Source organism: Methylobacterium marchantiae (assembly GCF_042679825.1).
Taxonomy (GTDB): Bacteria; Pseudomonadota; Alphaproteobacteria; order Rhizobiales; family Beijerinckiaceae; genus Methylobacterium; species Methylobacterium marchantiae.
In genome coordinates, this window is the sequence record NZ_JBHTND010000006.1 from 63953 (window position 1) to 77223 (window position 13271).

Annotated in this window: 9 protein-coding genes; 5 read left to right on the plus strand and 4 right to left on the minus strand. The window is 67.9% G+C overall.

Translation table 11 applies throughout. From position 1 onward, the window contains the following. Positions 1–9: 9 nt before the first annotated feature. Both ACFQ4G_RS06330 and ACFQ4G_RS06335 read right to left on the minus strand, forming a co-directional pair. Complete coding sequence (locus ACFQ4G_RS06330) at positions 10–1473, minus strand: M81 family metallopeptidase (RefSeq protein ID WP_238208444.1); 1464 nt, start codon at positions 1471–1473, stop codon at positions 10–12. Then, positions 1470–3863: a penicillin acylase family protein gene (locus ACFQ4G_RS06335; protein WP_238208441.1), complete on the minus strand. Its 2394-nt coding sequence runs from the start codon at positions 3861–3863 to the stop codon at positions 1470–1472. Before ACFQ4G_RS06335 ends, ACFQ4G_RS06330 begins: the two co-directional genes overlap by 4 nt. Positions 3864–3980: 117 nt before the next feature. Between ACFQ4G_RS06335 and ACFQ4G_RS06340 the strand changes: the two genes are divergently transcribed. Beyond that, entirely contained in the window at positions 3981–5438 is a 1458-nt protein-coding gene (locus tag ACFQ4G_RS06340) for an amidase (protein ID WP_238208439.1), read from the plus strand. 192 nt (positions 5439–5630) lie between these two features. On the opposite strand, the gene ACFQ4G_RS06345 is transcribed toward ACFQ4G_RS06340, so the two are convergent. Both ACFQ4G_RS06345 and ACFQ4G_RS06350 read right to left on the minus strand, forming a co-directional pair. After that, positions 5631–6830 carry an FAD-dependent monooxygenase gene (locus tag ACFQ4G_RS06345; RefSeq protein WP_238208437.1) on the minus strand — a complete coding sequence of 400 codons (1200 nt, stop codon included), beginning with the start codon at positions 6828–6830 and terminating at the stop codon, positions 5631–5633. A gap of 170 nt (positions 6831–7000) precedes the next feature. Next, a complete protein-coding gene (locus tag ACFQ4G_RS06350; RefSeq protein WP_238208435.1) occupies positions 7001–7705 on the minus strand; it encodes a GntR family transcriptional regulator in 705 nt (234 codons plus the stop codon). Positions 7706–7860: 155 nt separating this feature from the next. On the opposite strand from ACFQ4G_RS06350, the gene ACFQ4G_RS06355 reads away from it, so the two are divergent. From ACFQ4G_RS06355 to ACFQ4G_RS06370, 4 genes are all read left to right on the plus strand, one after another. Continuing rightward, positions 7861–9159 carry an MFS transporter gene (locus ACFQ4G_RS06355; protein WP_238208434.1) on the plus strand — a complete coding sequence of 433 codons (1299 nt, stop codon included), beginning with the start codon at positions 7861–7863 and terminating at the stop codon, positions 9157–9159. 30 nt (positions 9160–9189) lie between these two features. Beyond that, positions 9190–10266: a tartrate dehydrogenase gene (locus ACFQ4G_RS06360; RefSeq protein WP_238208432.1), complete on the plus strand. Its 1077-nt coding sequence runs from the start codon at positions 9190–9192 to the stop codon at positions 10264–10266. Between the two features lie 272 nt (positions 10267–10538). Beyond that, the gene (pyk, locus tag ACFQ4G_RS06365; protein WP_238208430.1) at positions 10539–11960 is read left to right on the plus strand and encodes a pyruvate kinase; all 1422 of its coding nucleotides are present in this window, start codon (positions 10539–10541) and stop codon (positions 11958–11960) included. Positions 11961–12303: 343 nt separating this feature from the next. Next, positions 12304–13014 (plus strand): L,D-transpeptidase, encoded by a 711-nt coding sequence (locus ACFQ4G_RS06370; RefSeq protein ID WP_238208428.1) that lies wholly within the window; start codon positions 12304–12306, stop codon positions 13012–13014. Positions 13015–13271 lie beyond the last annotated feature (257 nt).

The following is a 13271-nucleotide window of genomic DNA, read 5'->3' on the forward strand; positions in this document are numbered from 1 at the left end:
GTCCAACGATCAATCTCGGGCGAACGGGTCGGCGACACGCGGCCAGTAGACGGGATCCCGCTTGGTGTAGGGGATCGCGCCGTAATCCGGCGGGACCGCGCCGGGAGCGGAGACGTAGCGGACCTCGCTGGCGATGGGGGCGAAGGCGGCGTGGAAATGCTGCATCGATTTCACCACGACGAGGCGCTTGTCGTCGAGGGTGAGGCCGAGGCCCGTGAAAGCATCCGGTGCGAAGGGCTGCTGGCGCTGGGAGGTCAGCACGATGTGGATGCCGTCGGCTTCGACCCAGGCGCTGGGTCCGAGTTGGGCCCGGCCGCCGCTGAGGCCGCCCTGGCTGTGCGCCTCCGAGAGCCCGCGCACGGTGATGCGCAGGTCGAGGGGGTTGCCGGAGGTGACGCCGCACTTGCCGGCGATGCGCAGATCGAAGGTCGCGCCGATCCCGGCCTCGCGGCAGATGCCGACCGCGCCGGGGTCCCAGTACAGGCCGGTGACGACGCCACGGATGCCCCGCTCGATCATCCGGGCCAGGAGCGCAGTGTTGTCGGAGGGTGCGCCGGCGCCGGCATTGTCGGCGATATCGGCGAGGACCATCGGGCGCGGATCGGAGGAAGCCAGCGCCGCGTCGAGGGCGGCGTCGATCGTGTCCACCCGCGTGGCGGCCTCGTCGCGCATGGCCCAGATCTCGGCGGCGAGGTCGCGGGCAAGGGAGGCGGCCTTTGCCTCGTCGCCGTCGGCCACCACCAGCATCCGCGCGCCGACCTCGGCGACGTCGCCCCAGGGGAAGCCGTGGCCGAAGGAGACCGAGAGGATGCCGTCGCGCGCCTCCAGCGCTTCCATTCGGCGCACGAAGCCGGAGACCGGTTCGGTCGTCGTGCGCCACATGTTCACCATGCGGCAATCGTGGACCGCCATGACCGGACGGATCGCCCCCGTCGCCGTGCCGATCACCAGCGGGTAGAGGTCGCGGGCACGGTCCACGATGTCGGTATGCGGGTATTCCTTGTAGATCACGACCACGTCGGCTGCGTCGCGGATCGCCTCGGTGAGATGGCAGTGGAGATCGAGCTCGACGCCGATCGCCACCTTCGGCCCGACGAGGGCACGTACGCGGACGAGGGTGTCGCCCTCGCAATCGTCATAGCCTTCAGCGACCATCGCTCCGTGCATGAACAGCAGCACCGCATCGACCGGAAGCGCCGCTTCGAGGTCGGCGAGCAGCGTGTCGCGCAGTTCCTCGTAGACCGCCCGCAGGGTGATCCCGCCGGGCTGGGCGAAGGTGGAGAGGCTCTCCACCACCTCGTGCCCGTCGGCCTCTCCCATCTCGCGCCAGGCTTTCAGCCCGATATTGCTCAGGCTGGGCCGCCCCAGACTCCCGTCCCGCCGCGCGTAATCGGCGAGGAAGGCCGCGCGGCCGGTGGGCAGGGGGGCGAAAGTGTTCGTCTCGGTGGCAAGGCCGGCGATGAAGAGCTTCACGTGGAGGGCGTCTCCGTGACGGGCAACAGGGTGATGACGGTCTCGGTGGCGGCGTCCACGGCCTGCCGGGAATAGAGCAGGGGCACGGTTCCGCCCTTCGCCCAGGATGCCGCGAGGTCGTCGTAGTGCCGGCTCGCGGGATGGCCCGACTGGCCCGGCCCGTTGACGAAGACCGAGGCGTCCCAGTCGCCCACATCGACCACCATGCGGAGGGATGCCCCGGTGGTCAGGCGCCCGTCATGGGGACGGTAGTCGGCATGCATCACCGAGGCGGAGGATCCGCCCGCCGGCAGCGGCCCGACACTCCGGCATTCGGGCCCGATGCTAGCCAGAGGATGCGCGAACAGGCCGTGATGGAACGCTCCCCATGTCCAGCCTGCCGGATCGGTGCCGAAGCGGCGTTCGCAGTCCCGCCACGCCGCAGCGAGGGTCCGGCCGAGGAGCGCTCTGCGTGCGGATTCGTCGAGGGGAGGGCGCGCCTGTTCGAGGGCGTCGAGCAGGGTCTCGATGTCGCCTGGCTGGAGCAGAGCGGCCGTCGTGGGATCGGGCGCCAGAGCGTGAAGCAGCGCCGGGCGCAGGTGATGGGTCCAGAGCAGTTCGACGAGGCATGCGGCGGCACTGTCCGCATGGAGATGGCCGTCGAACCCGGACAGGACATCGATAGCGGCGCGGACCTGGACAACGCCGGGATCGGGAATTTCGGAGACGAGCCGCGCCAAACGGAAGGCCGGCTCGGAGAATACGTCGCCTTGCAGGCGGCGGGAGCCGTCGAGGGTATGGACGGCATCGGCGTCCAGGACCGAACGGATGCGCCGCGCCCGCCAGGGCTCGTGCCATTCGAACCCGAGCCTGCGCTCCTGCGCCGGATAATCCTCCGGCAGGTTCATCTCGTTGGCGCTGAAGACGAAGCCGCATTCCGGATCGACGGCACGCGGCAGCACGGACGGATCGTGGAAGCCGGCCCATTCGTAGCGACCGTCGCCCGGCACCGGCAGCAGACCGTCCCAGTTCGGGCGCACCGGCGCCTTGCCGGCCATGAACCAGGCGATGCTGCCGCCCGCATCGGCGTAGACCTGATTGGTGGAGGGGGCCGACCAATGGCGCAGGGCCTCGCCGAAGGCCGTGGCGCTGGTGGCGCCGAGATAGGCGAGACTGCCGAGATAGGCTGCGCTGCCCGGCTCCGACCACACCGTGCGCACGGCGAAGGCCTGACGGCCGGCCACATTCTCGCAGATCACTGGACCGTGGCGGGTGAAGGCGAGGACGATCTCTTCGTCCCCATCGCCGCGCACGGGAATCCGCTCCGCCACCCGCTCCATCGCCGTCCAGCCCTCGGCGTAGCGGTAGAGGTTCGGATCCTCGGGATGGGTCTCGTAGACGAACAGGTCCTCCTGATCGATCGGCGCGATGGTGAGGCTGAAAGCGGCCGTGCCATTGTGCCCGATGGAAATGCCCGGCAGCGCCGGCTCGCCCGCACCGATCACGTCGAGGCCCGGCGCGGTGAGATGGACCAGGTAGCGCAGGGAAGGCAGCTGATAGGCGCGGTGCGGGTCGCTCGCCAGGATCGGGCGGCGGCTCTGCGTACGCGAGCCCGACACCGCCCAGTTGTTCGATCCCTCGCCGCCCTCAGCGGACGCGGCGAGGGGCCTCCCGCCGGCGCGCCCGACCGTGCCGAAGGCGTCGACGTCGCACCATTCCCATGCCTCCGCCCGCGCAGCCGCGAGCCGGGCCGGATCGAAGGTCACAGGCGCGGTGACGAGGCAGAAGAGCGTGAGAAGATCGTCGGGAAAGCGTTCGGGCTCCAAGCCTTCGGGAATGACGATCTCGTGCGGCGGGCTCAGCCTCTTGCGCAGGGCGTCGGCGGCGAGATCCGACCGGGCGAGGACTCGGGCACGGGCGACTTCCGAAGCGACGTTGCGGACCAAGGCATGGCTGCGGATGCGCACCACGTCCTCGGCGGTCCAGAGGGCAGGGCACGTGCCCATGGCGGCGAATTCCGGAGGCAGCAAGTCGGGCCGGTCACGGGTGAGGGAGACGAAGGCGTTGAGCCCACGCACGAACGCCTCGACGATGGCCCTGGTGCGCGGATGCCCGTAGGCTGCCCACTCGGCGTCCATGTCGCCGCGATACAGGAACAGCCGCGCGGCACGGTCCTGCGCGAGGTAGCCAGGCCCGAAATCGCCCGCGAGCAGACCGAGGCCGCGCTTGCGCCACAGGTCGAGCTGCCACAGGCGGTCGCGGCCCGCATTGAAGCCCTGGACCATGAACGCGTCGTCCTGGGAGGCGGCCCGGATATGGGCCACGCCCCAGCGATCGACGCGGATCTCGGCGGACGCGGCCAATCCCTCGATGGAGAAGGTCGTGGCCTCCCGGTCCGACGAGGCCCTCATCGGCGCGGCTCCGGACGATGCTGTCGGCCTCCGGTATGGATCATGTATGCAATTCCACCCTTTCTACGGCGATCTGGCAAGGCGTGCGCCAAGCCTCGCACCGATCGGGGGGACGCGATGAATCCGAACTCGCCACAGACCAGCCTGCCGTCCGGCGGGATCATCGGCCTCGACGCGACGCAGTTGGTGGCTGCGATCCGTGCCCGGCAGGTCTCCTGCCGCGAGGTCATCGAGGCCCATCTCGACCGCATCGCGCAGGTGAACGAGCGTGTGAACGCCATCGTCTCCCTGCGCAGCCGAGAGTATCTACTCGCGGACGCCGATGCGGCCGATGCCGATCTCATCCGGGGACATTGGCGCGGACCGATGCACGGGTTGCCGCATGCGGTGAAGGACCTCGCACCGACGCGCGGGCTCCGCACCACCTTCGGTTCGCCGATCTTCGCCGAGCACGTGCCGCAGGAGGACGCCCTGTTCGTGGAGCGCCTGCGCAAGGCGGGGGCGATCCTCATCGGCAAGACCAACGTCTCCGAATTCGGCCTCGGTTCGCACAGCTACAACCCGGTCTGGGGCACCACGCTCAACGCCTACGACACGGCCCTGAGCGCCGGCGGAAGCTCGGGCGGCGCGGCCGTCGCCACGGCTTTGCGCATGGTGCCGATGGCCGACGGCAGCGACTTCGCCGGATCCCTGCGCAACCCCGCAGGCTGGAACGGCATCTTCGGGTTCCGCCCCTCGGCGGGGAGGGTCCCGTCGTTGCCGGGACCGGAAGCCTATCTCCAGCAGCTCGCCACGGACGGACCGATGGCACGGACCGTCGCCGACCTCGCCCTTCTGCTCTCGGTGATGAGCGGGCCGGACCCACGCGCGCCCCTCTCCCTGGCGGAGCCGGGCCCGACCGCCGATCTGCCGGCAGGAATCGGGGAGGGTACCCGCATCGGCTGGCTCGGGGATTTCGTCCATGCCCTGCCCCTGGAAGCGGGTATCCTGCCCCTGTCCCTGACCGGGCTCTCCACCCTCGGGACGGCCGGGTGCCGCGTCGAGGAAGCCAGTCTCGGGATGAGCCGTGACGAGATCTGGGCATGCTGGCTGGTCTGGCGGCACGTCCTCGTCGGAAGCCGCTACCGGCCCCTCTACGACGATCCGGAGAAGCGTGCGCTGATGAAACCGGAGTTGATCTGGGAGATCGAGGGCGGCCTGTCCCTGTCGGCGGACGATCTCTATCGGGCCTCTGCCACGCGGACGCGGCTCTACCAGCGCTTCCTCTCGCTGTTCGCCGATTTCGACGCGCTGGCCCTGCCGAGCGCCCAGGTATTTCCCTTCGCCCACGGGCTTTCCTGGCCGAGGACCATCGCGGGCACGACCATGGACACGTATCACCGTTGGATGGAGGTGGTCGTGCCGGCCACATTGTCGGGCTGTCCCACGATCTGTCTGCCGCTGGGCGCCTGGGGACCGGACGGCCGGTCGTCCGGCCTGCAGCTCATCGGAAGGCCGGGACAGGATCAGGCGCTGCTGCGCCTGGCCCGAGCCTTCGAAGCGGTGAGCCGGCCGACCGAACGGCTTCCGGCCTGAACCTTGGCGGACGGTGTATCCTGCCGACCGTCTATCCGCCGACCTTCGGCTGAATCAAAGGCTTCCCCAGGATTTCGGACACGCGAGAGTCCGGGCGCACGACGCAGAGGCGGTGGACATGGAGTGGGATGTCGCTCGGTTCGCACGCCTTGCCGAAAGCTCCGTCCCGTTGGTGGCTGTCCCCATGCGCCGTCAGGCGGAGGCAATCACCTCGTAGCGCGTCAGGTCCGGCTCCTTCGACCGTCCGGCGAAAAGCTTCGAGGCCAGACGGCGAATGCCGGGCCTGCTCGCGATCCGAAGCACGCCGTGGAGCAGATGGATGCCGAGACGGCTCCGTGGATTCATCACTTTCGGGGCGATCTTGGGCACGCCTTGCCCGTCCTCGACCATCGGTCGCATGGCCCGCTCGTAGGCGGCGAAGGCAGTGGCGACGTCGTCGTGACGTGCCAGTTCGGCGGCGAGAACATAGGCGCCGGTGACGGCCAACGTGGTGCCGATACCGGCCAGCGGCGTGGCGCACCAGGCCGCGTCGCCGGTCACCGCCACGCGCCCGTGAGACCATCGCCTCATCCTGACCTGCCGAAGGACATCGAAGTAGAAATCCTCGGTGTCGTCCATGCCGGCGAGAACGCGTTCCGCCTGCCAACCGGCATCGGCGAAGCGGTCCCGCAGGAATGACTTCTGCCGATGAACATCCCATTCCTGTTCGCCGGCCGGAGACTTCCGGACCGAGAGCATCACGCGGGTGGTGCCATGCATGTCGGGACGTAGCGAGATGCCGCGCCCCCCGGGCGCGTTGAACCATCGCCACATCCGGTCGTCGTCGGAGGTTCGCGGGATGGTGAAGTAGGCGATGGCCAATCCCATCCAGCGTGGATCGTTCTCGCCGGGGAAGGCGAGTTCACGCGTCGACGAGCCCACGCCCTCTGCGATGAGCACGGCATCGTAACGCTCGACGGTCCCGCCGGCGAAGGTCACGGTTGCGGCGTCAGCGCCATCCTCGATCCGGGTCACGCGATCGCCGAAGCGGTAGGCCGCGTGCTCTCGGGCAGGGTCGTAAAGGAGGCGTGCCAGGTCACCCCTGAGGATCTCCATCTCTGCGGTGGGGCCGTCGCCCATGAGGGTGTCCATGTCGAAGCGCGCGACCGCCCGCCCGTGCCCGTCGACCCAGGCTGTACCCTCCTCGCCGGTGCCGTGGTCGAGCGCGGCGCGTTCCAGGCCCATGCGGCGCAGCACCTCGCGGCCGATGCCGCGGACATCGATGTTCTGTCCGCCGTCACGGAATCGGGGCGCACGCTCCACGACCGTGACATCGAAACCCTGGCGGCCCAGCCACCAGGCCGCGGTATTACCGGCGATGCTGGCGCCGGTGATCAGGATGCGACGGGGCATGCGAGGTTCATCTCCAGCCTATCCGATACGCTCCCGGGAACCCGGTTGCCATCCCTGCCCGCTTGGCCCGAAATCTTGCAGCAAGCGTCCATCGTCCGAACGATCTTGTCTGCCGGATCGGTGGGGAAGAGTTTGCCCTGCAGATCATCGATGGACTCTGCGCGACAGTTCTACAGGTGTCTCAATCCGAAGCTCTCCAGCAACGGAAGAAGTTCATCGCGGGCACGCGAGCGATGGCGATAGGCCTGTTCCTGCGCTGCAGCGGCATTGCCGATGCGAATTGCTTCGATGATCTGCTGATGCTCAGCCACTGAGGCCCCGAGCTCACGTCGGAGCTTGAGGGTCAGCATGCGGGCGCGATGCGCCTGGTCGGTGATCGTCTGGTTGATCCGGATCATGCGGCCGTTGCCGGCGCGCTCGACGAGCGTGCGATGGAAACACTCGTCCGCATGGCCCCAGGCCGCGAGATCCTCCGCATCCCGGGCCTTGGCCATGGCGGCGGTTAAGGCGGCGAGTTCCGACACGACGGCTTCGCGTTCGGTCTTTGCCGTCTCCGCGAGCAACGCGGCCGCACGTCCCTCGATAGCGATGACGACGTCGTAGATCTCGCGCATGTCCGCAGGCGCCAATGCGCAGATGACGATCCCCTTTCGCGGCAGGATCCGAACCAGTCCATCTTCCTGCAGGCGGATAGCGGCCTCATGAACGGGGGTCCGGCTCATCCCGAGCCGCAATGCGATCTCCTGCTCCGACGCCTGATACCCGGGGGGAAAGCGAGATTCCCGGATTTCCTCCTTCATCGCCGCATAGGCGTCATCGACGAGGGATGGGCGCCGATCCGCCTCTTCCTGCTGCTCAGCACGCACCCGGACCATCACCTGCTCCCCTTATACTTCATGTCTACCAACTTCCATGGAAGCTGCAATGGAGGATTGACAAGCGTTTTGGAAATATCTTACCCAATATCATCTTGCATGGAAGTTGGCGCTCAAGACCGATTCGATTGCAGGCGCATCCTTAGGAGGAAACGATGGATCGGTCGCTCGAGCAAATCACCATGCGCAAGGTCGCATGGCGCCTGGTACCTTTTATCTGCCTACTCTACTTCATCGCCTTCATCGACCGCGTGAACATCGGCTTCGCCGCGCTGACGATGAACAAGGACCTCGGTTTCTCCTCATCCGTATTCGGCTTCGGGGCCGGAGTTTTCTTCTTCGGATACTTCCTGTTCGAGGTGCCCTCGAACATCATCCTCGACAAGGTCGGCGCGCGGATCTGGATCGCCCGCGTGATGATCACCTGGGGCCTCATCTCGGGAGGCTTCGCCTTCATCTCGGGCGAGACGAGCTTCTACGTGATGCGCTTCCTGCTGGGTGCGGCGGAAGCGGGCTTCTTTCCCGGCATCATCCTGTACCTGAGCTACTGGTTCCCGGCCCGCTACCGGGCGGGCGTCGTGTCGCTGTTCATGGCGGCGGCCCCCGTCTCGGTGATGCTCGGTTCGCCGCTCTCCAGCGCGCTGCTGGCGATGGAGGGCATCATGGGCCTCCATGGCTGGCAGTGGATGTTCATCATCGAAGCCATCCCTGCGGTGATCCTCGGCGTCGTGGTGCTGTTCTACATGACGGACCGGCCCGAAAAGGCGAAGTGGCTGACCGACGAACAGCGGAACTGGCTCGTCGCGGAGATGAACCAGGAGCGCGCGACCAAGCAGACCGCCGCCAAGCACAGCCTGATGAGCGGGCTCGCCGATCCCCGCGTGCTCGCCCTGGCCCTCGTCTATTTCGGCACGTCGGCCGGCCTCTACACCCTCGGCATCTGGGCGCCGCAGATCATCAAGGGGTTCGGCCTTTCCACGATGGAGGTCGGCCTGCTCAACGCCGTGCCGCCGACCGTCGCGGTCGTCGCCATGATCCTGTGGGCGCGCCACTCCGACAGGACCAGCGAGCGCACCTGGCACGTGGTCATCGCCTGCCTCGTGGCGGCCGCGGGCCTGATGCTGGCCGGCGGCGCATCGTCGGCACTCGCGGTCATCGCTGCGCTCAGCCTCGTCAACATGGGAATCAGCGCGGCCAAGCCACCGCTCTGGGCGATGCCGACGATGTTCCTGTCGGGGTCGGCGGCGGCGGTGGGCATCGCCACCATCAACTCGATCGGCAATCTCGGCGGCTTCGTCGGTCCCTGGGTGATCGGCTGGATCAAGGACCGGACGGGAAGCTTCACCGGCGGCCTGATCTTCGTGGCCGTGCTGCTCGTCCTCTCCGCGATCGTCACCCTCGTCGTCGCCCGCTCAGGGCGGCGCGCCGAGCCCGCCCGCGCCGTCGTGCGCTGACTCTACCCCCCGTTCTCAAGGAGACCCATCATGAAGACCTACACCATCGCCGCCATCCCCGCCGACGGCATCGGCGTCGAAGTCATCGCCGCCGGTATCGAGGTGCTCGATGTCCTCGCCGAGAAGACCGGCAGCTTCACCTTCAAGTTCGACCACTTCGACTGGGGTTCGGACTATTACAAGAAGCACGGCGTGATGATGCCCGCCGACGGGCGCGACCAGATCCGCCACCACGACGCGATCTTCTTTGGCGCAGTGGGTGCGCCCGACGTGCCGGACCACATCACCCTGTGGGGCCTGCGGCTCGCCATCTGCCAACCCTTCGACCAGTACGCCAACGTGCGCCCGACCCGCATCCTGCCGGGCATCACCAGCCCCCTGCGTCACGTCACCGGCCCCGAACTCGACTGGGTCATCGTGCGCGAGAACTCGGAGGGCGAATATGCCGGCGTCGGCGGGCGCGTGCACCAGGGCCATCCGAACGAGGTCGCCACCGACGTCTCGATGATGACCCGCTCCGGCGTCGACCGGATCATCCGCTTCGCCTTCAAGCTCGCGCAGGGCCGCCCGCGCAAGCTGCTTACCGTGGTGACGAAGTCGAACGCTCAGCGCCACGCCATGGTGATGTGGGACGAGATCGCGGCCGAAGTCGCGAAGGACTTTCCCGACGTGACCTGGGACAAGATGCTGGTCGACGCGATGACCATGCGCATGACCATGAAGCCCCAGACCCTCGACACCATCGTCGCCACTAACCTGCACGCCGACATCCTCTCGGATCTGGCCGCCGCGCTCGCCGGTTCGCTCGGCATCGCGCCCACCGCCAACCTCAACCCGGAGCGCACCTACCCGTCGATGTTCGAGCCGATCCACGGTTCGGCCTTCGACATCACCGGCAAGGGGATCGCCAACCCGATCGCCACGTTCTGGACCGCCTGCCAGATGCTGGAACACCTCGGCGAGAAGCCAGCGGCGGACCGGCTCATGCGCGCCGTCGAGCGCGTCACCGCCGATCCGAGCCTGCACACGCCGGATCTCGGCGGCCAGGCGACGACCCGGATGGTGACGGATGCGGTCATCGCGGCCGTCAAGGGCGACAACGAGTAGGATCGAGCTCTACCCGAGCCGGGCCCCTTTCTTCGGCGGCCCGGCTCGGCATCTCCTCTACCAGTCCCAGGGGTAGCGTTCGCCCGCAGGTGCGCGCCAGTCCGGGTGATCCCTGATGCGACCGAGAGCCGGATCGAGGCGAGGAGCTTGCATCCCCATGGCCCATGGGGATGCTGTCTCCCGGCTCGATCCTGGTCAGCGGCACTGACGTCCGCGACCTCCCGACCATGTGAGCCATTCCTCAGAGGCGGCCGCTCGCGGCCGGATCAGCCATGCGCCGCAACCGCCACGCCAAGATCGTCGCCACCGTCGGGCCGGCCTCGGCCTCGCCCGAGATGCTGCATGCCCTGTTCCTGGCGGGCGTCGATACCTTTCGGCTGAACTTCAGCCACGGCTCGCAGGACGATCACGCGAAGGTCCATGCGGCGATCCGCAGCCTGGAGCGCGAAGTGGGCCGGCCCATCGGCATCCTGCAGGATCTGCAGGGGCCGAAGATCCGCCTCGGCACCCTTGCGGGCGGGCGCCTCGACGTGGCGCCGGGCGAGACGCTGCGCTTCGTCCTCGACGGCACCGAGGGAGGCCGCGACGCGATCCCGCTGCCTCATCCGGAGATCTTCGCCGCCATCGCACCCGGCCAGGACCTCCTCATCGACGACGGTCGCGTGAGGGTGCGCGTCACCGGCCTCACCCAGGACAGCATCGAGGCGGAGGTGGTGATCGGCGGCGCACTCTCGAACCGCAAGGGCGTGAACCTGCCGGGCACCCTCCTCGACGTCTCGCCGCTGACCCCCAAGGACCGCGCCGACCTCGCCTTCGGACTGGAACTCGGCGTCGACTGGGTGGCGCTCTCCTTCGTGCAGAAGCCCTCCGACGTGATCGAGGCGCGCGGTCTGATCGGCGACCGGGCCGGCATCATGACCAAGGTCGAGAAGCCCCAGGCCCTCGAGCGCATCGACGACATCATCCGGCTCTCGGATGCCATCATGGTGGCGCGCGGCGACCTCGGCGTCGAGATCCCGCACGAGGACGTGCCGGGGCGGCAGAAGGAACTCATCCGTGCCTGCCGGCTTGCGGTGAAGCCCGTGGTGGTGGCGACCCAGATGCTCGATTCGATGGTCTCGGCCCCGACGCCGACCCGCGCCGAAGCGTCCGACGTCGCCACCGCGATCTATGACGGGGCCGACGCGGTGATGCTCTCGGCGGAATCGGCCACGGGCCGTTTCCCCGTGGAGACCGTGGCGATGATGGCCCGGATCATCCACCGCACCGAGACGCACAAGCTCTATCGCTCGCTGATCACCGCCTCGGACCCCGGCGAGGAGGAGACCCCGCCCCACGCCATCGCGACGGCGAGCGCCACCCTGGCGGATGCCGTGAACGCCTCGGTCATCGTGGCCTATACCCTGAGCGGCACCACCGCCGCCCGCGTCGCCCGGCGCAGGCCGGAAGTGCCCATCCTCGCCCTGACGCCGGATCTCGCCACGTCGCGGCGGCTCTGCCTGCTCTGGGGCGCGCACAGCGTCCAGGCCGGCGAGGTCGCGACCTACGAGGAGATGGTGGCGGGCGCCGTCACGCACGCGGTGGCGGAGGGGTTCGCTGAGCCGAACGACCTCGTGGTGATCGCAGCCGGCATCCCCTTCGCGGTGACCGGTACGACCAACAACATCCGCATCGCACAGGTGCCGGCAGCGTAGCAGGCGTCTGAGAACGGCTGCGTGTCGCGACGGGTCGACTTCGCTCGTTCCCCGGTTATCGGCATGAACCCGCCTTTCACGGAGGAAAGGCCGGCCGGACTTCCGACGCCAGGAGGCGCCGGTCATAGTCTCGACGCATTCCGCCTGCTCTCGATCACAGAATGCCGAGGACTTTACCAAGGCGCCGCTGGCCTCGCGACGTGCATGTTCCGGTCGAAGCCAGCGCGAAAGGATTGCGAGATCACGTGGGACGGCACCGGCGAGCTCAGCTTAGCGATACGCTCGACGGGCATGGGCTGGAGCGTTCTCTCATCGGGTCGCGGGACATGGGAAGTCCGGAATCATGATCATGGACGGTGAGAGCGCGGAGACCGGCGTGCGGGACGAGATCGCTCGGGTCGGACATCGGGCGGGGCTTTTCAGCCGGCGGTCGCTTCTGGTCGGCTCGGCCGCAGGTTTCGGCGCACTGGGACTGGCCGGCTGCGCGACGACCGACGGCATCCTCCTCGCCGAGGCGGCCAAGAATTACGGGCCGATGCCGGACGAGAAATTCCCGATCCCGGCTACCGATATCAGGAAGGTCGACCCGAAATATCATCGTCGGACGGTCCGTTACGAGACCAAGGAAGCGGCCGGTACGATCATCGTCGATCCCGGCAACTTTTATGTCTACCGCGTCGAGGGCGATGGTTCCGCCACCCGTTACGGTGCCAATGTCGGCCGCGATGGGTTCTTGTGGAGCGGAGACGCCTATGTCGGTCGCAAGTCCGAATGGGCGACCTGGACACCCCCCAAGGAAATGATCCGGCGTCAGCCCGAGGCCGCCAAATACGCCCGCGGCATGCCGGGCGGCCTCGACAATCCGCTCGGCGCCCGCACCCTGCATCTGTACCAGAACGGCGCCTACACGCTCTACACGATCTATGCCAGCAGCGAGCCCGAATCGATCGGCTCGGGCATCACGAGCGGCTGTGTCGGCCTGCTCACCCAGGACATGATCCACCTCTATTCACAGACGCCGGTCAATACGAAGGTGGTCGTCCTTCCAGCGTAAGTAAAAGTCGCAGATTTGTTACAAGTACCGCCCGGCCCGGACGAGATCGCACTCCATCGCGATGCTTCCGGGTCGCGCCACAAGCGGACATTGACCGCCTGTCCGTGAGCGGACGGTTCCGTCAGGCACGCTCAGATCTTGTCGACGAACCGCACCGCCCAGCCTGGACGCTCCGCGACGAGTCGGGTCGGGTCGGGGCCATCACCGGCGACAAGCGCCGGAGCGAATGAACGATGGCGGGATCGAAGATGGGGCAG

What these genes read in the sequence shown, in the direction of transcription:
- ACFQ4G_RS06335 (WP_238208441.1), bottom strand. Translation starts at nt 3,863, where the DNA reads ATGAGGGCCTCGTCGGACCGGGAGGCCACGACCTTCTCCATCGAGGGA.
- ACFQ4G_RS06340 (WP_238208439.1), top strand. Translation starts at nt 3,981, where the DNA reads ATGAATCCGAACTCGCCACAGACCAGCCTGCCGTCCGGCGGGATCATC.
- ACFQ4G_RS06345 (WP_238208437.1), bottom strand. Translation starts at nt 6,830, where the DNA reads ATGCCCCGTCGCATCCTGATCACCGGCGCCAGCATCGCCGGTAATACC.
- ACFQ4G_RS06350 (WP_238208435.1), bottom strand. Translation starts at nt 7,705, where the DNA reads ATGGTCCGGGTGCGTGCTGAGCAGCAGGAAGAGGCGGATCGGCGCCCA.
- ACFQ4G_RS06355 (WP_238208434.1), top strand. Translation starts at nt 7,861, where the DNA reads ATGGATCGGTCGCTCGAGCAAATCACCATGCGCAAGGTCGCATGGCGC.
- ACFQ4G_RS06360 (WP_238208432.1), top strand. Translation starts at nt 9,190, where the DNA reads ATGAAGACCTACACCATCGCCGCCATCCCCGCCGACGGCATCGGCGTC.
- pyk (WP_238208430.1), top strand. Translation starts at nt 10,539, where the DNA reads ATGCGCCGCAACCGCCACGCCAAGATCGTCGCCACCGTCGGGCCGGCC.
- ACFQ4G_RS06370 (WP_238208428.1), top strand. Translation starts at nt 12,304, where the DNA reads ATGATCATGGACGGTGAGAGCGCGGAGACCGGCGTGCGGGACGAGATC.